16 protein-coding genes and 1 pseudogene are annotated in these 20813 nt (G+C 71.5%); 3 read left to right on the forward strand and 14 right to left on the reverse strand.

All coding sequences use genetic code 11. The features are described 5' to 3' along the window. Positions 1-647 (reverse strand): TerD family protein (locus ABT186_RS39400; protein ID WP_351929187.1); only part of this gene is annotated, 647 nt, incomplete at its 3' end. Between the two features lie 218 nt (positions 648-865). Beyond that, on the reverse strand, positions 866-1462 hold the full coding sequence (locus tag ABT186_RS39405) for a M48 metallopeptidase family protein (RefSeq protein WP_351236556.1): 597 nt from the start codon (positions 1460-1462) through the stop codon (positions 866-868). 249 nt (positions 1463-1711) lie between these two features. Here ABT186_RS39405 and ABT186_RS39410 point away from each other — a divergent pair, with 249 nt between their 5' ends. Then, on the forward strand, positions 1712-2935 hold the full coding sequence (locus tag ABT186_RS39410) for a TOMM precursor leader peptide-binding protein (protein WP_351236554.1): 1224 nt from the start codon (positions 1712-1714) through the stop codon (positions 2933-2935). Further along, positions 2928-4289 carry an ABC1 kinase family protein gene (locus ABT186_RS39415; RefSeq protein ID WP_351236553.1) on the forward strand — a complete coding sequence of 454 codons (1362 nt, stop codon included), beginning with the start codon at positions 2928-2930 and terminating at the stop codon, positions 4287-4289. The genes ABT186_RS39410 and ABT186_RS39415 overlap by 8 nt, the downstream gene beginning before the upstream one ends. Before the next feature lie 11 nt (positions 4290-4300). On the opposite strand, the pseudogene ABT186_RS39420 reads toward ABT186_RS39415, so the two are convergent. The 6 genes and pseudogenes from ABT186_RS39420 to ABT186_RS39445 form a co-directional block, all read right to left on the reverse strand. Next, a pseudogene (locus tag ABT186_RS39420) lies at positions 4301-5254 on the reverse strand (IS110 family RNA-guided transposase); the annotation flags it as partial. 276 nt (positions 5255-5530) lie between these two features. Next, positions 5531-5755, reverse strand: coding sequence for a hypothetical protein (locus tag ABT186_RS39425; RefSeq protein ID WP_502973477.1), 225 nt, complete (start codon positions 5753-5755; stop codon positions 5531-5533). 113 nt (positions 5756-5868) lie between these two features. Further along, the gene (locus ABT186_RS39430; RefSeq protein WP_351229623.1) at positions 5869-6192 is read right to left on the reverse strand and encodes a putative WhiB-interacting protein; all 324 of its coding nucleotides are present in this window, start codon (positions 6190-6192) and stop codon (positions 5869-5871) included. Next, positions 6189-6557, reverse strand: coding sequence for a WhiB family transcriptional regulator (locus ABT186_RS39435; protein ID WP_351229625.1), 369 nt, complete (start codon positions 6555-6557; stop codon positions 6189-6191). The genes ABT186_RS39430 and ABT186_RS39435 overlap by 4 nt, the downstream gene beginning before the upstream one ends. Before the next feature lie 176 nt (positions 6558-6733). Further along, positions 6734-7054 (reverse strand): hypothetical protein, encoded by a 321-nt coding sequence (locus ABT186_RS39440; RefSeq protein ID WP_351229627.1) that lies wholly within the window; start codon positions 7052-7054, stop codon positions 6734-6736. Between the two features lie 166 nt (positions 7055-7220). Further along, the gene (locus ABT186_RS39445; protein WP_351929189.1) at positions 7221-9512 is read right to left on the reverse strand and encodes an ATP-dependent DNA helicase UvrD2; all 2292 of its coding nucleotides are present in this window, start codon (positions 9510-9512) and stop codon (positions 7221-7223) included. 159 nt (positions 9513-9671) lie between these two features. Here ABT186_RS39445 and ABT186_RS39450 point away from each other — a divergent pair, with 159 nt between their 5' ends. Beyond that, a complete protein-coding gene (locus ABT186_RS39450) occupies positions 9672-9914 on the forward strand; it encodes a mycoredoxin (protein ID WP_351229631.1) in 243 nt (80 codons plus the stop codon). A gap of 46 nt (positions 9915-9960) precedes the next feature. Here the strand turns inward: ABT186_RS39450 and ABT186_RS39455 are convergent, their stop codons facing one another. The 6 genes from ABT186_RS39455 to ABT186_RS39480 form a co-directional block, all read right to left on the reverse strand. After that, positions 9961-10590, reverse strand: coding sequence for a class I SAM-dependent methyltransferase (locus tag ABT186_RS39455; protein ID WP_351229633.1), 630 nt, complete (start codon positions 10588-10590; stop codon positions 9961-9963). Between the two features lie 14 nt (positions 10591-10604). After that, the gene (nudC, locus tag ABT186_RS39460) at positions 10605-11546 is read right to left on the reverse strand and encodes an NAD(+) diphosphatase (protein ID WP_351229635.1); all 942 of its coding nucleotides are present in this window, start codon (positions 11544-11546) and stop codon (positions 10605-10607) included. Positions 11547-11709: 163 nt separating this feature from the next. Then, positions 11710-13113: a dipeptidase gene (locus ABT186_RS39465; RefSeq protein ID WP_351929191.1), complete on the reverse strand. Its 1404-nt coding sequence runs from the start codon at positions 13111-13113 to the stop codon at positions 11710-11712. Between the two features lie 10 nt (positions 13114-13123). Further along, the gene (locus ABT186_RS39470; RefSeq protein ID WP_351929193.1) at positions 13124-16648 is read right to left on the reverse strand and encodes an ATP-dependent helicase; all 3525 of its coding nucleotides are present in this window, start codon (positions 16646-16648) and stop codon (positions 13124-13126) included. A 103-nt stretch (positions 16649-16751) separates the two neighbouring features. Then, positions 16752-20081: an ATP-dependent helicase gene (locus ABT186_RS39475; RefSeq protein WP_351929195.1), complete on the reverse strand. Its 3330-nt coding sequence runs from the start codon at positions 20079-20081 to the stop codon at positions 16752-16754. 314 nt (positions 20082-20395) lie between these two features. Then, entirely contained in the window at positions 20396-20761 is a 366-nt protein-coding gene (locus ABT186_RS39480; RefSeq protein ID WP_351929197.1) for an MGMT family protein, read from the reverse strand. Between the last annotated feature and the right edge of the window lie 52 nt (positions 20762-20813).

Raw genomic sequence — 20813 nt, forward strand, 5'->3', positions numbered from 1 at the left:
GGAGCCGGGGCGGGAGCGGCCGGGGCGGCGAACGCGGGCGGCGCGGAGGCCTGGGCGGGCGGGGCGAAGCCCGGGGCGCCACCGGACTGCGGCTGCTGTTGCGGGGCGGGCGTCTCCTCCTCGAGGACCTCGCCGCCGAAGTTCTTCAGCAGCGCCTCGAGCCCGCCATCGAAACCCTGGCCGACGGCAGCGAACCGCCAGACGTCCTTCAGGTAGAAGTCGCCGAGCATGACGGCGCGTTCGGTGGTGAACTCCGAACCGTTGAACGGGTAGCGGGCCACTTCCTCGCCACCCGCGACGATACGCAGGTATCCGGGAGAGATCTGCGACATCTGCCCGGCGCCGTCGATCGTCGCCGTGAAGGCCAGCTTCTGGATCTGGGGAGGGATCCTGTCGAGCGTGACGCGGAAGGACTCCGTGTCGCCCGCCTGGGGACCGAGGAGCTGAACGGCCTCCTCCGGTGTCTTCGGCTGGTTGAAGAAGACGAAGTACCGGTCGTCCGAGAGCCGTTCGTCCGCGTCCAGACCGAAGCAGCTGATGTCGAAGGTCAGTCCGGGCCCGGAGATCTGCACGCCTACGTACAGATCCGTGCCCGCGGTGAGGTCACTGATCCTGGCCTTGTGGCCGCGTTGGAATTCCCTGGCCATGCGTACGACCGTCCCCCATCCCGAATGTGAGTGCGTCGCGCCAGGCTAACGGCAAACTCCCGGAGTGGACGCAGCCGGTACAGACCCGGTACACAACCGCTTCACGAGGCCGCTCGGTGACGTCCGCCCAGCGCGGGGGCGGGCCGGCGCGCATCCGGAGTCGCCTGCCCGGTGACGTCTTCGGCATGGTGCGCAGGCCGGTGCGGCAGCCGTGGTCTCTACTCCGCGCCCGGCGTGGGCTGGTGCGGCAGCCGGTCGGCCGCGACCACCCCTTCGAGGTAGCCGCGGGCGCGCTCGGTGCGCGGATACGCCTCCAGGAGCCGCCAGAAACGCGGCCCGTGTCCCGGTACGAGCAGATGCGCGAGTTCGTGCAGGAGAACGTAGTCGACGACGTACTCGGGCATGCCCTGCAGCCGGTGCGACAGACGGATGCTGCCCTCCGCCGGGGTGCAGGAGCCCCAGCGCGTGTTCTGGTTGGTCACCCAGCGGACCGAGGTGGGCCGTGCCCGCCCGTCGAAGTACTGCACCGACAGCCGCTCGGCACGCTCGGCCAGCTCGACGTCCCCGATCACCCGCTTGCTCTCCTGGGCGGCCAGCTTGTCGAGCATGACGGTCACCCAGCGCTGCTCCTCCGCCTCGGACATCCGGGCAGGGATGAGCACGATGGTGCGGTCGCCCTCGCGGTACGCGGAGACCGTCCTGCGGCGTCGCGCACTCCTGCGAACCTCGATCGCACTCGCCCCCGAGCCGCTCGGCGGCTGGCTCGTCGTGCTGCGCTGTGGCTTTCCGGCGCGGTGCAGTGGGTCGGCGGACACGCCCCGACGTTACCCGCTGCACACGGGGGAAGTCCCGCCTCCGGAACGGTTCCGTGCCGATCCACACCCCGTGCGCTTGATTTGTACTACCAATACCCCCGCCTGTGGACAACTCACAGCACACCCCCGCCCGACCCAGGCATGCTGACATCCATCGGCGGACCAGACCATCCACCGACAAACAGGAACGTACTGCGAACTACGGACTACGGACTACGGACTACGGACTACGGACTACGGGGGCCGGTCATGCATCCGATGGTGAAACCCGCGCTACGGCGCGGCTGGCGGGATCTGAACACCGTGCAGTTCGGGATGGCACCCGCGCACGCAATGGTGCTGGGGCCGGTGGACACCGCCACGGGCAGCTTCCTCGACCTCCTCGACGGCACCCGCGGACTGCCGCTGCTGCGCGAGGAGGCCCGCCGGATGGGCCTGCCCGACGGGCACGTGGACGCGCTGGTGGACAACCTTTCCGACTCGGGCCTGCTGGACGACGCAAGGGGCGGCGGACCGCAGGCCGACGCACTGCGCACAAAAGCGGCCGTCCTGGACCGCCTCCGCGCGGACCTCGCGTCACTGTCGCTCGTCACCCGCACACCGGGGGAGCCCGCCCGGCGCCTGGCCGCCCGCCGCTCCCAACGCGTCCAGATCCGGGGCGCGGGCCGCGTGGGAGTCGTACTCGCCTCACTGCTGGCGGGCGCGGGCGTCGGCGAAGTGGACGTCCGCGACACCGGCTGCGTCGAGCCGTGGGACGTGGCGCCGGGCGGCCTGCCGGCGGAATCGATCGGCGAGCGGCGGGAGGACGCGGCCCGCCGCGCGGTACACGCAGCCGCGCCCGACCGGCCTCCGCGCCACGATCGCGCATCACAGCGCTCTCCCCACGACGACGCGGACCCCGGCTTCTCCCTGGTGATCCTCGCCCCGCGCGACGGACTCCACATCCATGCGCCCGACCCCCTCGCCGCCGAGCCACTGATCACATCCGGTATGCCACATTTGTACACCGGTGTTGTGGAAGGAACGGGAGTCGTGGGCCCGTTCGTCCTGCCCGGCGAGACCAGTTGCGCGGGCTGCCTCGACCAGGGACGCGCCGACCGGGACGAGACCTGGCCACGTCTGGTCGCCCAGTGGCGCTCAGGGCGCCCGCGGCAGGTCCAGGCGTGCGACCTCACCCTGGCGACCGCCGTCGCGGGCGTCGCCGCCGGGCACGCGCTCGCATTCCTGGACGGCGATGCACCCTCCAGTGCGGGCGCGCGCTGGGAGGCGTCCCTGCCACGGCTCGACTGGCACGCAAGACCGGTGTGGGCTCATCCCGCATGCGGGTGCGGCGCGGCGGAGAAAGGTAAGGAGGAACACACCTCAAAGGACGAGGATCCGCACGAGACAATGGCGGAGCAACGGCCGTCGAGGAACTTGTCCCACAGGGCACACGCGGCACGGCTGTCTGGGACTTGGAGGGCGCATGTCTGATCTTCCCCGGAAGGCGGTCACCCGGACCGCCAAGCTTGCCGCGCTCCCGCTCGGCTTCGCCGGGCGGGCGACCTGGGGTCTCGGCAAACGGATAGTAGGTGAATCCGCGGAGATCGTCGGGCGCGAACTCCAACAGCGCACCGCGGAGCAGCTGTTCAAGGTACTGGGCGAGCTCAAGGGCGGCGCGATGAAGTTCGGGCAGGCCCTGTCCGTCTTCGAGTCGGCGCTCCCCGAGGAGGTCGCCGGACCGTACCGCGCCGCCCTGACGAAGCTTCAGGAGGCGGCCCCTCCGATGCCGACGCGCACGGTCCACGCCGTGCTGGAGAAACGCCTCGGTGAAAACTGGCACGAGCTGTTCCTGGAGTTCGAGGACAAGCCGTCGGCCGCGGCCTCGATCGGCCAGGTGCACCGCGGGGTGTGGCACGACGGCCGCGAGGTCGCGGTCAAGGTGCAGTACCCGGGCGCCGGCGATGCACTGCTGTCCGACCTGAACCAGCTGAGCCGATTCGCCCGCCTGCTGGGCCCGCTGATCCCTGGCATGGACATCAAGCCGCTGATCGCGGAGCTACGCGACCGGGTCTCCGAGGAACTGGACTACGGCCTGGAGGCCCAGGCCCAGCGGGCGCACGCGGAGGAATTCACAGACGACCCGGACGTCATGGTGCCGCGGGTGGTGCACCAGTGCGAGCAGATCCTGGTGACCGAGTGGGTCGACGGCATACCGCTGTCGGAGGTGATCGCCGAGGGCACCCAGGAGCAGCGGGACCGCGCCGGCCAGCTGCTGGCCCGCTTTCTCTTCTCGGGCCCGGCCCGTACCGGCCTTCTGCACGCCGATCCGCACCCGGGCAACTTCCGTCTCCTGCCCGGCCCGGACGACGGTTCGCACAAGGACAGCTGGCGCCTGGGCGTCCTGGACTTCGGCACGGTCGACCGTCTGCCGGGCGGCCTGCCGACCCCGATCGGCCACTCCCTGCGCATGACACTGGAGGGTGACGCCCAGTCGGTCTACGAACTGCTGCGCGAGGAGGGTTTCGTCAAGGAGTCGATCGAACTCGACCCCGACGCGGTGCTCGACTATCTCCTCCCGATCATCGAGCCGGCCCAGGCCGACGAGTTCACCTTCACCCGCGGCTGGATGCGCAGCCAGGCGACCCGTATCGCCGACCCGCGCTCCCCCGCGTACCAACTGGGCAAACAGCTGAATCTGCCCCCGGCGTACCTCCTGATACACCGGGTGACGCTGAGCACGATCGGCGTGCTGTGCCAGCTGGGCGCCACAGTCCGTCTGCGCGACGAACTGGAGGAGTGGCTACCGGGCTTCCTGCGGGAGGAGGAACCGGCAGCGGAGGCGTGAGCGGGCCTGGGCTGTCGGGTGACGGGTGCCAGGCCGGCGTAGGCGGCGAGGTGTCCGGCGGTGGGGAAGGCGGATCCGTCGCCGACGTCGATGAGGATCCTGGCTCCGGTCCTGACGCCTATCCCCGGCATCGACGTCAGGAGCTTGGAAAGAGGGTGGGCCTCCAGCAGTTCCTCGATGCTGGCCGCGAGTTGTTTGCGCTGGTCCAGCAACGAGGTGAGGTTCGCTGCGAGCTTGGGCACGATCACCGCGGCCGCGTCCGTGCCGGGAACGACGACGGTCTGTTCGTCGAGTGCGGTGAAGATGTCCTCGACGAGGCGCTCGGCCATGCGCGGGGCCTTGGGCCGCAGGATGGTGATCAGCTGGCGCCGTCCGGCCTTGCGGATCGCCTTGGGCGAGCCGAAGCGTTCGAGCAGCCAGAGCACGGCCGGGTGCTGGACGCGCGGGCCCAGGACCCGCTCCAGCGAGGGATGGATCTGGGTGAGCAGGCCCCGCAGCCGGTTCGCGACCCGGGTGACCTCGCCCGCCAGGTCGTCGTCGAAGCCCACGATCATGTGCAGCTCGGCAACGGTCTGGTCGTCCACCTCGATGGATCGCAGTGTGTGTGGCATGGTGCGGGCGGCATCCGCGATGATCGCCGCGTCGCGGGCGTCGGTCTTGCCCTCGCCGGGGTAGAGATCAGCGATCCGCCGCATCGTCAGGCCGGGCAGGTAGGCGACTTTGCAGCCCGCGTCGCGGGCGACCGCCAGTGGCAGGGCTCCGATGGAGGCGGGCTGGTCGACGACCACGAGCACGGTGCCGTACTTCGCGGCCAGCTTGTCCAGCATGGCCCGCAGTTTCGGCTCGCTGTTGGGCAGCGGCTTGTCGACCACCCTCTTCCCGTCGGGCCGCAGGCCGGTGGCGTGGTGTTCTCCCTTGCCGACGTCCAGTCCGAGGTAGACGCCGATGTCGCTGATGTCGATCACGTACTTCCTCCACGGAAGGTCATGCCGCCCCGGCCTCGACGTGGCACCAGCTGCCGGCAACCACGTTACGCAGAGCCCTGCCGGACGGACCGGCGCTCGTGCCCCTATCAGCGGTCTACCGGTGCCTCCCGGCCCGGTGACACCACCCCCCGGGTCATGGTCGACAGGGGGCAAAAGTCATGCCGGGCCCGGAGGCCGGGAGCCCCGAGCCCGGGGCCACGAAGAAGGTAACGGGGGGGGAAGCCCCCAGGGAGAAGCTCCACGCGAGGAGCCGCCCTACCACCAGGCCGAGTCCAGCCGCCCCTCGATCGCCCTGATGTTGGCGCGGGCGCAGCTTTCGCAGAAGTAGTTGCGGGTGCCGTTCTCCACGGAGCAGGTCCAGGTGGGTTGGGGGCCGTCGGCCGTGGTGCCGCAGCGGGCGCATACGAGGTGCGAGGCCTGTGCCGTGCCGGGCAGCCGCACGGAGCCACTGTTGTCACTGTCCCCGGGAAGACTGGTCACTCCCGTGACGATATCGCTGTGAGGGCGGTTCGGCGCTGACAACGCACCGCGGGGGCCGGTCCGAACGGACCGGCCCCCGCGAGGGTTTCCTGTCGTCTGCCGACTGTCGTCGGCTACTGCATCACGGCCATGGCCAGCGCCCGGCGGGCGCGCAGGGAGGCGCGCTCGGCCCGGCGCTGCATCCGGCGGGCCATAACCAGGCGCATGGCCTGGCGTTCCCGCTCGGCCTCGTGCAGTCGCTCGTGCATATGCGCACGAGCCATGGCTTCTGGGATGAGTTGCATCTCTCGGGTCCTGTTCTGACGCGAGGCGTTCGCGCCGGTGGTGGTCACGTCTGGAATCGCGGAGCCTGCGGGCTCGCTGGTGGACGGCTTCATCGGGGCCTGCTTCGTGGGGTCGTGCGTGAGGGGGCGGTCGATTGTTCCTGTGGTGTTCATGCCGTGACCGGGTTCTTGCGCGGGCGGCCACGCGGCCGCTTCCGGGCGACGACGACACCCTGGACGAAGAGCTCGCCACCCCAGACGCCCCAGGGCTCACGCCGTTCCTTGGCGCCGGCGAGGCACGCCTCGATCAGCGGGCAGGTGCGGCAGAGGGACTTGGCGTACTCGACGTCGGCCGGCGACTCGGCGAAGAAGACCTCCGGGTCGTAGGAGCGGCAGGGGACGGGTACGCCGAGGTTCTCGATGGCGTCGTCGAGCGAGGTGAGCGCGGTGAGCGGGGTCAAGGTGGAGTCCTCCGTGAGGCCGGGCGGGGGGATCGTTTCGGAAGGCGGTACGGACGGGGCGTGCGCTTCGAGTTGCACGGTTGGTCTTCCTCGTCTGGTCGTTCCGGTCCTGTTGGACCGGGTGTCGGCTTGGTACCGGGTTCTTTTCTTGTCCCGAGGCCCCTTCATCCCGCTGTCCCCGTTCGGGGAAAACAGAAGGGCCGCGGATCCCGGATGGGGTTCCGCGGCCCTGAAGGCGCCGGCCTGATCGGCTGTCAGGCTGGATCACTCCAGGGTTCTGGCCCACGGAAGGCCCACATCAGGTGGTGCTGCGTCGTCTGCTTCCGGAATCCGGCACCGGCCGCCGCAAAGGCATAGGCCTGTGCCTGTGCCGCTACTGCTTCCAGTGCCTTGGTCGGTCGCTCATTGCGCTCACGGATGGGAAGACCCGCGAGAGACACGGAGGACGCCGGTCGGACGGCACGGATGCCGGACAGACCGGTGCCCAGGGCGGAGACGCCGAGCATGCACGTGGAGACGACCGAGCGATCGGTCATTTTGGCGGTGCGGGTGGAGCTGGCGTTGATGCTGATCACTGGAATCGCCTCCTCTCGGCGTCTTGGGGGACTGGGGGTGAGCCAGTCCGACGGATATGTAAGTACAGCACGGAATCAGGGCCTCCGAGAAGGCCACTGTTCCCGTGGCTAAGAACCTATGGGGATTGCTGGGGCATGCGCAAACTATTTTTTCGACGAGTTCGTATCAGTCGTCGTTGTTCTCGCCTGCGCCATCCCGACCTGCGCAGATGGCCAGAACGTCGGCGCCGTAGCGGTTGAACTTGCGGACTCCGACCCCTGGGATACGGGCCAACTCGCCCTCGTCGCCGGGGACTGCCTCGGCGATCGCGATGAGGGTCCTGTCGGTGAAGACGCAGAACGCGGGCTGTCCGCTGCGGCGGGCCTGCGCCGCCCGCCACTCGCGCAGCCGTTCGTAGAGGCCCTCGTCCATGTCGGAGGGGCAGTCGTCACAGCGCATCAGTTTCATCTCACCGGCGTCGGTCAGCGTGCGCCCGCAGACCCGGCAGCGGGCCGGGGTTCTGCTGGTGCGACGTGGGGCGACGGTCGAGCCGGTGGTGTTGAAGCCGCCGAAGCCGCGTTCGACGCCTCCGGCACCACCGGCGGCGCTGCGGCCGGCAATGGCCGACGAGCCGGGGCGCAGTCCGTCGAGGAAGCGGCTTGGCCGTCGGCTGGGGCGGCCGCCGGGTGAACGGGACAGGGCCCAGGAGAGGTAGAGGTGTTCCCTGGCGCGGGTGACGCCGACGTAGAGGAGACGGCGCTCTTCTTCGATCTGCTCGTCGGTCTTGGCGTAGGTGATCGGCATCATGCCTTCGGCGACACCGACGACGAAGACGGCGTCCCATTCGAGGCCCTTGGCGGAGTGCAGGGAGGCGAGGGTGATGCCCTGCACGGTCGGGGCGTGCTGGGCGTTGGCCCGTTCGTCGAGTTCGGCCACGAGGTCGGCGAGGGTGGCGCCGGGTTTGGCGGCGGCGAAGTCCTGGGCGAGGTTCACGAGCGCGGCCAGGGACTCCCAGCGTTCCCTGACGGCTCCGGAGCCGGCGGGGGGTGTTGCGGTCCAGCCTTCGCCCGTCAGAACGGCCCGTACCTGGGAGGGCAGGTCGACGGCGTCGTCGAGGAGGGCGTCGTTGCCGCCGAATCGGGCGGCGCCGCGTAGGGCGATGCCTGCTTTGCGTACCTCGGGGCGGTCGAAGAACCGTTCGGCGCCGCGTAGCTGGTAGGGGATTCCGGCGTCCGCGAGGGCCTGTTCGTAGATCTCCGACTGGGAGTTGGTGCGGAACAGGATGGCGATCTCGGCGGGGGGCACGCCGGTGGCGAGCAGTTCGCGGATGCGGCGGGCGGCGCCTTCGGCTTCGGCGGGCTCGTCGGTGTATTCGGTATAGACGGGGCCGGGGCCGGGGTCGCGTTGGGAGATGAGCTCGAGGCGGTGTTCGGCGGCGCGTCCGCGGGCCTGGGCGAGGAGGCCGTTGGCGAGGTGGACGACCTGGGGTGAGGAGCGGTAGTCGCGGACGAGTTTGACGACGGTGGCGCCTGGGTGGCGGGTGCGGAAGTCGAGGAGGTGGTCGGGGGTGGCGCCGGTGAAGGAGTAGATGGTCTGGCTGGCGTCGCCGACGACGCACAGGTTGTCGCGGTCGCCGAGCCAGAGCTCCAGCAGGCGCTGTTGGAGGGGGCTGACGTCCTGGTACTCGTCGACGACGAAGTGCTGGTACTGGGCGCGGACCTCCTCCGCGATGTCGTGCCGGTCCTGGAGAATGCCGACGGTGAGGAGGAGGACGTCCTCGAAGTCGATGACGGCGCGGTCGCGCTTGAGGTCTTCGTAGGTGGCGTAGAGCTGGGCGATCTCGGCGGGGTCGCGGGGGGCTTCGCGGCCTGCTTTGGCGGCTGCGGCGAAGTAGTCGGCCGGGACGGTCTGGGTGACCTTGGACCATTCGATTTCGGCGGTCACGTCCCGCAGTTCGTTGCGGTCGAGGCGGATGCGGCAGGCGGCGGCCGCGTCGGCGACGATCTGGATCTTGCGGTCGACGATTTTCGGGAGGCTGCCACCGACGGCTTTCGGCCAGAAGTACTGGAGCTGGCGCAGTGCGGCGGAGTGGAAGGTGCGGGCCTGGACTCCGGTGGCGCCGAGTTGGCGGAGGCGGCCGCGCATCTCTCCGGCGGCCCGGTTGGTGAAGGTGACGGCGAGCACGCTGGAGGGCTGGAGGATGCCGGCGCGGACTCCGTAGGCGATGCGGTGGGTGATGGCCCGTGTCTTGCCGGTGCCGGCGCCTGCCAGTACGCACACCGGGCCGTGCAGGGCGGTCGCGACCTCGCGCTGCTCGGGGTCGAGCCCTTCGAGCACCGCGTCGGCCCCGCTCGGCGGAGCCGAATATTGGCCGCTGCCGGGGACCTGCGGGAAGAGGGTGGAGTGCGTTGCTGCTGTCACCCCGCCATGCTGCCAGGTCGGCGGAGACCGGTGGGCCGGTTGTCCACAGGGAGGCATCTGCAGTCGTACTAATGCGGCAGGCGCGGCTCTGATGCGGCAGGTGCGGCTTGTGAGCTTGCGTGAGTGCCCGCGCACGCCGGTGGGAATGGTGAAACGTTCACGTACGTTGCCTTCTCAGCGACCACGCATCCCGAGCCGTAAAGGAGCGCAACAGACATGCCGGGCACTGTGACGATGTACAGCACTTCGTGGTGTGGCTACTGCCGCCGGCTGAAGAGCCAGCTGGACCGCGAGGGCATCACGTACGACGAGATCAACATCGAGCAGGACCCGGAGTCCGCGGCGTTCGTGGAGAAGGCGAATGGCGGAAACCAGACGGTTCCGACGGTGCTGTTCCCGGACGGTTCGACGCTCACGAACCCGTCGCTGGCGCAGGTCAAGCAGAAGATCGGCGCGTAAGCGCTCCGCGGCCGCGGCTTTTGCGGGAGGCGGTCCCTGGGGTGTCTCAGGGGCCGCCTTCGTGTGATGCGTCCCACGCTTGTGGCTTGTCCCACACCAGCGTGTAGCGCCACAGCAGCCGGCGCCGGAAGCGGCATCCGGGCAGCAGTCGCCGGGCGGTCTCCCGGACCTGGCCCCAGTGCATGGTCGAGTCCTCCATGGGCATGCCGGCCGGTCCGTGTTTTCCGCCTCGCACAAGCGCGAGGAACCGGCTCGCGGGCACGCCGCATCCGCTGATCACCCAGTCCAGGAACGTCCGGTTGTACGCCAGCCCGACGATCATCAGCCGGCCGCCGGGTGTGAGCAGCCGTACGAGGCGGGTCACGGCGTCCTCGAAGGCCGTGTGGTGGACGACGGCGACCGCGCTGATGAAGTCGTATCCGCTGTCCGGCAGGGCTGCCTGGTCGAGGTAGTCGCCTTCCAGGAAGGTGACGTTCCCGGGTACGTCCTTGTGCGCGAGCCGGATCATCTCCGGCGAGCGGTCCACGCCGGTCACGGATCCGGCCCTGGCCGCGAGCTTGCGGGCGAGCAGGCCGTCGCCGCAGCCGACGTCCAGGGCCGTGCGGCAGCCGTCGGGGACGGCGGCGAGTACCGCGGGATGGTAGTGGACGTTGTGGTTCCAGTACGGGTCGCTCATCGGCCGGGCCCGTCTCAGACGCTGCGCGTAGGCAGAGGCTTGCCGTACCAGAGTTCGATCAGGCGGGCCGCGATGGAGATGCCGTACGGGGGCAGCACCTCACCGGACTCGAAAGCGGCGCGCAGTTCCTCGCGGGAGAACCAGCGGGCCTCGTGGATCTCGTCGCCGTCGACGGTGATGTCCGTGGAGGTGGCGCGGGCGAGGAAACCGAGCATCAGGCTGGACGGGAACGGCCAGGGCTGGCTGGCGATGTACTCGACCTCGCCGACGGTGATGCCCGCCTCTTCGAAGACCTCACGGCGCACCGACTGCTCGATGGATTCGCCGGGTTCGACGAAGCCGGCGAGGGTCGAGAAGCGGCCTTCGGGCCAGTGCACCTGGCGGCCGAGCAGGATGCGGTCGTCCTCGTCCGTGACGGCCATGATCACCGCGGGGTCGGTGCGCGGGTAGTGTTCGGCGCCGCAGGCCGGGCAGCGGCGGATGTGACCGGCGGCCGCGATGACCGTGCGTTCTCCGCAGCGCGAGCAGAAGCGGTGCATGCGCTGCCAGTTCTCCAGGGCGACCGCGTGCACCATCAGGCCCGCGTCGCGCGGGGACAGCAGCAGACCGGCCTCGCGCAGGCCGGCCGGGCGCGCGGACTGGTCCATGCGGCCCGGGAGGGCGTCCTTCTGGAGCGCGAAGTAGCTGACGCCGTCCTCGTCGGTGCCCAGGAAGTAGCGGTGTGCCTCCGTGAGGGGTGCCTCGAAGGAGGGGGTCATGACGAGTTCGGTCCGGCCGTCGGGCGTCTCGTCGATGAGGACCTGGCCGCCGGAGACCACGAAGCAGCGGGTCGTGGGGTGGCTCCACGCCGCGGCGAGCCAGGCCTCGTCGAGCCGGTGGTGGGCGGCCCGGTCGATGCCGCTCGGGGCGGTGAGTGAGACGGGCCGGTCTGCGGTGTGGTCGGTCCAGGTGGTCACGGGTGCTTCCAACTCCCCCGGTGGAACGGTTGTTTCGGCGGGCGGTTAGCGGGACGTAGGGCTGGAGGGGACCGGGTCGGGCGGGCCTTGGGCGTGCGGGAGGGCCCTCCCAGTGTGCCGTGCGGCGCGGCCCGCCCGGGCGGCAGTCTCTCGCGCGAGCTCCTCAGTGCGCATCACGCCAGTTCTCCCCCAGGTCGCCCCACAGGTATGCGGCGGTCTCGACGCCTTTGAGGAGCAGATCGAGTTCGACCTTCTCGTTGGGGGCGTGCCAGCCGTCGGACGGGATGGAGATGCCGAGGAACAGGACGGGTGCGCCGAGGACGTCCTGGAGGTCGGCGGCGGGTCCGGAGCCGCCCTCACGGGTGAAGCGGACCGGCTGTTGGAAGGCGCGGCCCATGGCGCGTACGACGGACTGCAGGGCGGGATGGTCGAGGGGTGTAAGGCAGGGGCGGGTGGCCGCGCCGAACGTGATGTCGTGCCGGATCCCGGCGGGCAGCCGGTCGGCGGCCCAGGCGCGGACGGCCTTTTCGATGTGGTCGGGGTCCTGGCCGGCGACGAGCCGGAAGGAGAGTTTGACCATGGCCGAGGACGGGATGATCGTCTTGCTGCCGGGGCCCTGGTAACCGCCGCCGATGCCGTTGACCTCGGCGGTGGGGCGGGCCCAGATGCGCTCCAGGGTGGTGTGGCCGGCCTCGCCGTGTGTGGCGGTGGACTTGGCGGTGCGCAGCCACTGTTCCTCGTCGAAGGGCAGTTCGGCGAAGAGTTCGCGTTCGCGGTCGGTGAGTTCGGTGACGCCGTCGTAGAAGCCGGGGATCGCCACGCGGGCGTGCTCGTCGTGCAGGGCGGAGACCAGGTGGGCGGCCGCGGTGGCCGGGTTGGGAACGGCGCCGCCGAAGGAGCCGGAGTGGATGTCCTGCTCGGGCCCGTGCAGGGTGATCTCGCACTCGGCGAGGCCGCGCATGCCGGTGCACACGGTGGGGGTGTCCGCGGACCACATGCCGGTGTCGGAGACGATCACGGTGTCGGCGGCGAGCCGGCCCGCGTGCTGCTCGACGAGGGTGCGGAAGTTCGGGGAGCCGGATTCCTCCTCGCCCTCGATCAGCAGTTTCAGGTGGACGGCGGGTGCGGTGCGGCCGGTGGCGGCGAGGTGGGCGCGGACGCCGAGTGTGTGGAAGAACACCTGGCCCTTGTCGTCTGCGGCTCCGCGCGCGTGGAGGCGGCCCGAGCGGATCACCGGCTCGAAGGGGTCGCTGTCCCAGCCGTCCTCGCGGGCGGCGGGCTGAACGTCGTGGTGGCCGTAGACGAGGACGGTGGGTGCCTGGGGGTCGTCGGCGGGCCATTCGGCGAAGACGGCGGGAGCGCCGTCGGTCGGCCACACCTCGGCGGTGGGGAAGCCGGTCTCCTTGAGCTTGGCGGCGAGCCACTCGGCGCTGCGGCGCACGTCCGCCGCGTGCTCGGGCTGGGCGGACACCGACGGGATGCGCAGCCACCCCGCGAGGTCGTCGAGGAAGGCTGTGCGGTGGGTGTCGATGTACGTGCGGACGGCGCTGTCCGGGGTCTCGCTCATGGTCACGAGCCTATCGGCCCGCGCCGACATCCTGGTCCGCCGGTTCCTCTCCGGAGGGCTCGGCCAGCAACAGCTCTTCCAGTGCGGCCCGGTCCGGGAGGGTGTCGGGGGATACGACCTCGCCGCTGCGGACGTACAGGAACGCGGCCTTGACGGCCTCCAGGGGCACGCCCTGCTGCTCGGCCCAGGCGAGCCGGTACAGCGCGAGCTGCAGCGGGTCCCCGGTGCGGGCGCGGCTGGTCTTCCAGTCGACGATCTCGTACGTGGTCCTCTCGCCGTCGTCCGTGCGGTAGACGGCGTCGATGCGGCCCCGCACCACGCGTCCGGCGATGGCCAGCTGGAAGGGTGCCTCGACGCGGTGCGGGGTGCGGTGTGCGTAGGGGGTGCGTTCGAAGGCGTCCTTGAGCACTTCGAGGTCGCGCTCGTCCGCGATCTCGGCTTCGCTGCCGGGCAGCTCCTCCGGTTCCAGCATGGGCAGCCGCAGTTCCTCGAAGCGTGCCTCGACCCAGGCGTGGAAGCGGGTGCCGCGGCGCGCGGCGGGTTGCGGGGGGCGCGGCATGGGGCGTGCGAGTTCCTGGGCGAACCCGTCGGGGTCGGCGGCCAGGCGCAGCACCTGGGACGCGGTCAGGGAGGGCGGCAGGGGTACGTCGGTGATGCCTGTGCGGGTGCGCAGCAGCTCTCCGGTGAGGGCGTCCAGGTCGCGGTCCCAGGAGGCGACGGTGCGGGCCTCCTCGGGGGTGAGCGCGGGGGTGTCCTCGGCCGGGTGCCGGCGGGCGTGCGGGACGGTCGGGGTGCGATCGCCGAGGGGCACACGCGCGTGGAGTTCCTGCCGCGGCTGCGCCGGGCGGTCGGTCGTCCAGGAGTCCCAGTCGGAGGCGTCCTGCTCGGGGAAGCCGTCGGGGAACCCGTCGCGGGGGCCTTCCTCGTCGTCGGGGTCTTCGTAGAGGTCCTCGTCGTCCGGTGGAGGCGGCCATTCCGGGTCGTCGTGCGCGGAGGGGTCGTGGGTGGCCGTGGGGCGGGTGCCGGTGTGCGACGCGGCGCGGTCCAGGTGTGCCAGTACGGTTTCGGCGGCGGCCCGGCGGCGGGCGAGTGCCGCGTCGTCCAGGGGGAGCGGCCAGGCGTGGTCGGCGGCGGCCTCGTGCAGGGCCGGGTTCTCCTCGTCCTCGGCGGGCTCGTCGGCCCAGACCTCGATCTCGCCGTAACCGGCGGCGCAGTGCTCGTAGAGGGCGTGGAGGAAGTCCGAGGGCCCGCGGGGGCGTTTCTGGGCGGGTCCCCACCAGTGGCCGGAGCCGAGCAGCAGGGAGCGGGGGCGGGTGAAGGTGACGTAGCCGAGGCGCAGCTCCTCGGTGTGCTGGTACTCCTTCATGGCCTCGTGGAAGGCCTTCATGCCCCGGGAGTCCCAGCTCTGGACGTCGGGCAGGGTGTCGGCGTCGCCGCGCAGGGTGTGGGGCAGGACCTTGCCCTGGGAGGTCCACTTCTCGCGGCCCTGGGTGCTGGGGAAGGTGCCGGTGACCAGTCCGGGGACGGCGACGACGTCCCATTCCAGGCCCTTGGACTTGTGCGCGGTGAGCACCTTGACGGTGTTCTCGCCACCGGGCAGGGCGTTGTCGAGGCCCTTCTCGTACTGGGCGGCGGTGCGCAGGAAGCCGAGGAACGCCAGGAGGGAGGCGTCGGGGTCGTTGGCGGCGAACGACGCGGCGATGTCCAGGAAGTTCGACAGGGTCTCGCGGCGGCGGGCGGCCAGTGCATGCGGGGACGCGGACAGTTCCACCTCCAGGCCGGTGACGGCGAGCACCCGGTGCAGGACGTCCATCAGCGGGTCCGCGAGGGAGCGGCGCAGCTCGCGCAGTTCGGCGGCGAGGCGCGCGAAGCGTACGCGCGCGTCGGGCGAGAACGGCAGTCCGTCGTCCTCCTGTTCGGCGTGCATCGGCAGCTCGAGGAAGGTGTCGAGGGCGTCCGCGAGCGAGATCACCTCGGACGGGTCGACGCCCTCGACGGCTGCAGCGAGCCGGCGGTCCGGGTCGTCGTCGGGGCTCACGCGCGCGTGCGACACGAGCAGCCGGGCGCGACGGCCCAGGAGGGCGAGGTCGCGGGGGCCGATGCGCCAGCGCGGGCCGGTGAGCAGGCGCACCAGGGAGGCGTTGGCGCCGGGGTCCTGGAGGACCTCGCAGACGGCGACGAGGTCGGCGACCTCGGGCAGGTGCAGCAGCCCGGACAGGCCCACGACCTCCACGGGGATGTCCCGGGCGACGAGTGCTCCCTGGATCTGGGCGAAGTCGGTCGCGGTGCGGCACAGGACCGCGATCTCGCCGGGCGCGGTGCCGGTGTTCACGAGGTGGGTGATGGAGTCGGCGATCCAGTCGATCTCCTCGGCGTGGGTGCGCAGCAGGGCACAGCGGACCTGTCCGTCGTGCTCGGCTCCGGGGGCGGGGCGCAAGGCCTCCACGCCCGCGTGCATCGCGCGCAGCGGCTCGGCGAGGCCGTTGGCGAGGTCGAGGAGGCGGCCGCCGCTGCGGCGGTTCTCGCTGAGCGCCTGGCGGGTCGCGGGCCGGCCGTCGGTGTGCGGGAAGTGCTCGGGGAAGTCGTCGAGGTTGGCGACGGACGCGCCGCGCCAGCCGTAGATCGCCTGGCAGGGGTCGCCGACGGCGGTCACGGGGTGGCCGGTGCCGCCGCCGAACAGTCCCGCGAGCAGGACGCGTTGGGCCACCGACGTGTCCTGGTACTCGTCGAGCAGCACCACACGGAACTCCTCGCGCAGGATGCGGCCGACCTCGGGAAGGCCTGCGAGGGCCGCAGAGAGGGCGATCCGGTCGCCGAAGTCGAGCAGGTCGCGCTCTCGCTTGGCCGCGCGGTAGCGGCCGACCAGTTCGGCCAGTTCACGGCGGGCGGCGGCCGTCTCGGGGACCTTGCGCAGGTCGGCGTTGGTGAGTTTGACGCCCTCCAGGGTGCGCAGCAGTTCGGCGTCGTACGCGCGCAGGTCCTGCGGTCGTACGAGGTGCTCGGCCAGCTCGGAGTCGAGGGTGAGGAGGTCGCTGACGAGGTCCGGGAAGGAGCGGGTCAGTGCCGGGTAGGGGCCGGGGGCCTCGCGCAGTACGCGCGCGGCGAGCTGGTAGCGGGTGGCGTCGGCGAGCAGGCGGGAGGCCGGTTCGAGGCCGATGCGCAGGCCGTGTTCGCTCAGCAGGCGGCCCGCGAAGGCGTGGTAGGTGGAGATCACCGGCTCGCCCGGCGGGTTGTCCGGGTCGATCACGTCCGGGTCGGTGACGCCCGCCTTGACGAGTGCCTTGCGAACGCGTTCGGCGAGTTCACCGGCCGCCTTGTTGGTGAACGTCAGGCCGAGGACCTGCTCGGGTGCGACCTGTCCGGTGCCGACCAGCCACACCACTCGGGCCGCCATGACGGTCGTCTTGCCCGACCCGGCTCCGGCCACGATCACCTGCGGGGCGGGCGGCGCGACGATGCAGGCCGTCTGCTCCGGGGTGAACGGGATGCCCAGGAGCTCCTTGAGCTGCTCGGGTCCGGTGATACGTGCGGGCATGTCGGAGAGGCTAGCGGCGGCCACTGACAGCGGGTGCCGTCTCGTCTGCCGGGCCCGGAGAAGCGCTGGTCGGCACGGAGGGTGTGGTCCGTCACAGGCGTTGTCACTCCACGACGTGCCGGCCCTCCGGCCGCGCGCTGCACGAGGCCCGGAACGCGCAGTGCGTGCAGTGCTGACCCGTGGTCGGTGAGAAGCGCTCGTCGAGGACCTTGCCCGCGGCGGTGGCCAGCAGCTCACCCGCCCACTCCCCCTCAAGGGGCTCCTGGACCTGCACCTTGGGCAGGGTGTCGCCGCCGTCCTTCTTGGCAGCCCCCTGCCGCAGCTGGACGAGTTCGGCGCCGCCCGGCTGGGGGCGCAGGCCGTCGAACGCCTCGTCGACGGCGCCCTCGCGCACGGCGAGCTGATAGACGGCGAGCTGCGGATGGCGGGCCACCTCGGCGGCGCTGGGCGCCTGCTTGCCGGTCTTGAAGTCGACCACGTAGGCGCGGCCCTCGCCGTCCGTCTCGACGCGGTCTATGGAGCCTCGGATGCGCACCTCGTAGTCGCCCGCATCGAGGGTGACGTCAAAGTCGTGTTCGCTGGCCACCGGCGTACGCCCGCCGCGGGCGCCGTTGGAGTCGATGTGCCACTTCAGGAAGCGTTCGAGCGCCACGCGCGCGTTGTCCTTCTCCTGGGCGGACTTCCACGGCGCGTCGAAAGCGAGCGCGTTCCACACCGAGTCGAGGCGCTCCATGAGGACGGCGAGGTCGGCGGGGGTGCGTCCGGAGGCCACCTCGTCGGCGAGGACGTGCACCACGTTGCCGAAGCCCTGGGCGGCGGTCGCAGGCGTGTCGGCCTTCACCTCGCGGCCCAGGAACCACTGCAGGGCGCAGGTGTTCGCGAGCTGGTCGAGGGCGCTTCCGGAGAGCACGACGGGCTGGTCGCGGTCGCGCAGCGGCACCTTGCTCTCGGTCGGATCCCACATGCCCCACCAGCGGTAGGGGTGCGCGGACGGCACCAGGGGCCGGCCGTCCTCGTCGGCGAGCGCGGCGAGCCGGGCCAGCCGGCCTGCGGCGGCCTTTCTGAGAGCGTCGGAGGCGCTGGGGTCGACGGTCGTGGCACGCAGTTCGGCGACGAGGGCGGCGACGGACAGTGGGCGGCGCGGGCGGCCGGTGACGTCCCTGGGCTCGGCGCCGAGTTCGGCAAGGAAGCGGGAGGGCTGGTCGCCGTCGTCGGCGGGGGCCTTCACGGCGGTGACGACGAGGCGTTCACGCGCGCGTGTGCAGGCGACGTAGAACAGGCGCCGCTCCTCCGCCAGCAGTGCGCCGGGGGTGAGGGGTTCGGCGAGCCCGTCTCGGCCGATGCGGTCGGCCTCCAGCAGGGAGCCGCGACGGCGCAGGTCGGGCCACAGGCCCTCCTGGACGCCTGCGATGACGACCAGGCGCCACTGCAGGCCCTTGGAGCGGTGCGCGGTCATCAGGCGTACGGCGTCGGGGCGCACGGCGCGGCGGGTGAGTGTGTCGGCGGCGATGTCCTGGGCCTCGATCTCCTCGAGGAAGTTGAGGGCGCCCTGCCCGCCGGTGCGCTCCTCGGCGCGCGCGGCGGTCGCGAACAGGGCGCATACGGCGTCGAGGTCGCGGTCGGCGTTGCGCCCGGCCGCGCCACCGCGCCGGGAGGCACTCTCCAGGCGTCTGGGCCACGGTGTGCCGTCCCACAGCTCCCAAAGGGCTTCCTCGGCGGTGCCGCCGCCCGCGAGCCGCTCACGGGCCTTCCTGAGAAGTGTGCCGAGGCGCTGGGCTCCGCGCGCGTACGCCGGATCGTGTGCCACCAGCCGCTCCGGCTCGGCCAGCGCCTGTGCGAGCAGTTCGTCGGAGGGAGGCGGTACGGGGTTGCCGGCGGCCCGCTCCTCCTCGCGCAGGGCGCGGCCCAGGCGACGCAGGTCGGCGGTGTCCATGCCGGCGAGCGGCGAGGCGAGGAGGGTGAGCGCGGTTTCGGCATCGAGCCAGGGTTCGGGGTCCGCGCCGTCCTGGTCGGCTTGTCGGGGGTGGTCCCCTCCCGCGGCCTCAGCCTGCGCCACGGCGCGCAGTGCCGTCAGCAGTGGGGTCACGGCCGGTTCGTGGCGCACCGGCAGGTCGTCGCCGTCGATGTCCAGGGGGACTCCGGCGGCTGTCAGGGCGCGGCGCACGGTTGGGATGGTGCGGGCTCCGGCGCGTACCAGGACGGCCATCTCGCCCCACGGAACGCCGTCCTCCAGATGTGCTCGGCGCAGGATGTCGGCGACGTTGTCCAGTTCCGTGCCGGGCGTGGGGTATGTGTACACCTCGACGCGGCCGCCGTCCCGTACCGCGGCGAGTTCCCGGTGGGCGCGCACCTTTTCCGCCTGCAGGCGGGTCAGCGGCATGCGCTGGGTCAGCAGCCGGGTGGCGGCCAGGAGGGTGGCGCCCGAGCGGCGGGACGTCCTGAGGACCTGCACGGGCGCCGGTGCGCCGTCCGTCCGCGGGAAGGCGTGCGGGAAGTCCAGGATGCCGCCCACGTCGGCGCCCCGGAACGCGTAGATCGACTGGTCGGGGTCGCCGAAGGCCACCAGGGTCCGGCCGCCGCCCGCGAGGGCGTGCAGGAGGCGTACCTGCGCCGGATCGGTGTCCTGGTACTCGTCCACGTAGACCGCGTCGTACCGGGCGGCCAGCCGCGCGGCGACCTGGGGGCGGCGGGCCAGCAGCACGGCGCGGTGGACCAGCTCCGCGTAGTCGATCACTCCCTGGAGGTCGAGAACGTCCAGGTATTCGGCGAGGAAGACGGAAGCGGCCTCCCAGTCGGGGCGGCCGATGCGCTCGGCGAAGCGGCGCAGGGCGTCCGGGCCGAGGCCGAGTTCCCGGCTGCGGGCCAGCACGGCGCGGACCTCGTCGGCGAAGCCGCGTGTGGTCAGGCAGGCGCGCAGCTCATCGGGCCAGCGCACGTGTGCGAGGCCGAGGCGCTCCAGGTCGGGCTGGCCGGCGAGCAGCTCGCGCACGGCCACGTCCTGCTCGGGGCCGGACAGCAGGCGCAGCGGCTCGACGAAGAGGTCGCTGTCCTGGTGGGCACGGACCAGGGCGTAGCAGAACGAGTGGAACGTGGTGGCCTGCGGGGCGTGTGCTGCTCCGGCGCGCAGCGCCATGCGGTCGCGCAGGTCGACGGCGGCCCTGCGGCTGAACGTCAGCACGAGGATGCGTTCCGGATCGCCGCCGCGGGCTGTCCGGGCGGCCACGGACTCGACGAGCGTGGTCGTCTTGCCGGTGCCCGGGCCTGCGAGAACGAGCAGTGGGCCGGCCTCGTGGTCAACCACCGCGCGCTGTGCTGCGTCCAGTCGAGGGGGATCCACCCGGCCCGGCGGGGTACGCACCAGTCGGTAAGCGCCACGACCCCCCTGCCGCACCTGGGGGTGCGGCAGGCGCCTGGTGGAGAAAGAGGAGCTCACGTGGTTCGCCGGTCCTGGTGGTCGTACTCGGGCTTGACACTGCCGGCGCGGGGCGCCGTCGTTGCGGGGTGGTGGTCGGGCGACGGGTGGGAGGACTGCCGCCCGTGGCGGGCGGTGGCCGCGGGATGAGGTGGACGCGCGCCGTCGACGCTACGCCCGCACGTGCTGCGGAAGCAGGGCTTCGCCTTGTTCCGGCGGGCACCTCGGGTCACTGGTGTCCCCCGGTGCACGAACGTACGGCATGTCACGGACGTGCCGTGCTTCCCCCGTACGGGCCACAGGTTCCCCTTCGGCCCGTCCGATGCCGGAAGCTGTCAGATGTGACCTTCCGCGCGTTCGTCGCCGCCCCATCGCGCCCGCTTCATATCGACGCGCGGCAGATGTCCCTCGGTCGCGCGGCCGGCCTCGCGCAGGGGCGTGCCTTCCTCGCGGTAGTGACCCAGCGCCTCCAGCTCGTGGCCCGGGAGCAGCACGCCGTCCGCACGGACGACGCGCCACCAGGGCACCGCTCCCCCGTAGAGGGCCATCACGCGGCCGACCTGGCGCGGACCGCCATCCTCCAGCCACTCGGCCACGTCCCCGTACGTCATGACACACCCCGGCGGAATGCGTTCGGCCACGTCAAGGACTCGCTCCGCGTACTCCGGCAGGGCATCCGCCGGCAGGCTCTCCTCGCTCATCCGCCCCATCCTGCCTCAACCCACCGACAATGTGACATGAGAGCGGCCGAGC

This window comes from Streptomyces sp. NPDC001634, from assembly GCF_040298185.1.
Classification (GTDB): Bacteria; Actinomycetota; Actinomycetes; order Streptomycetales; family Streptomycetaceae; genus Streptomyces.

Excerpts from the sequence above, each read along its gene's own strand:
- ABT186_RS39410 (WP_351236554.1), top strand. The coding sequence starts at position 1,712 with ATGCATCCGATGGTGAAACCCGCGCTACGGCGCGGCTGGCGGGATCTG.
- ABT186_RS39415 (WP_351236553.1), top strand. The coding sequence starts at position 2,928 with ATGTCTGATCTTCCCCGGAAGGCGGTCACCCGGACCGCCAAGCTTGCC.
- ABT186_RS39430 (WP_351229623.1), bottom strand. The coding sequence starts at position 6,192 with ATGAACACCACAGGAACAATCGACCGCCCCCTCACGCACGACCCCACG.
- ABT186_RS39445 (WP_351929189.1), bottom strand. The coding sequence starts at position 9,512 with ATGCCTCCCTGTGGACAACCGGCCCACCGGTCTCCGCCGACCTGGCAG.
- ABT186_RS39450 (WP_351229631.1), top strand. The coding sequence starts at position 9,672 with ATGCCGGGCACTGTGACGATGTACAGCACTTCGTGGTGTGGCTACTGC.
- ABT186_RS39455 (WP_351229633.1), bottom strand. The coding sequence starts at position 10,590 with ATGAGCGACCCGTACTGGAACCACAACGTCCACTACCATCCCGCGGTA.
- ABT186_RS39465 (WP_351929191.1), bottom strand. The coding sequence starts at position 13,113 with ATGAGCGAGACCCCGGACAGCGCCGTCCGCACGTACATCGACACCCAC.
- ABT186_RS39470 (WP_351929193.1), bottom strand. The coding sequence starts at position 16,648 with ATGCCCGCACGTATCACCGGACCCGAGCAGCTCAAGGAGCTCCTGGGC.
- ABT186_RS39480 (WP_351929197.1), bottom strand. The coding sequence starts at position 20,761 with ATGAGCGAGGAGAGCCTGCCGGCGGATGCCCTGCCGGAGTACGCGGAG.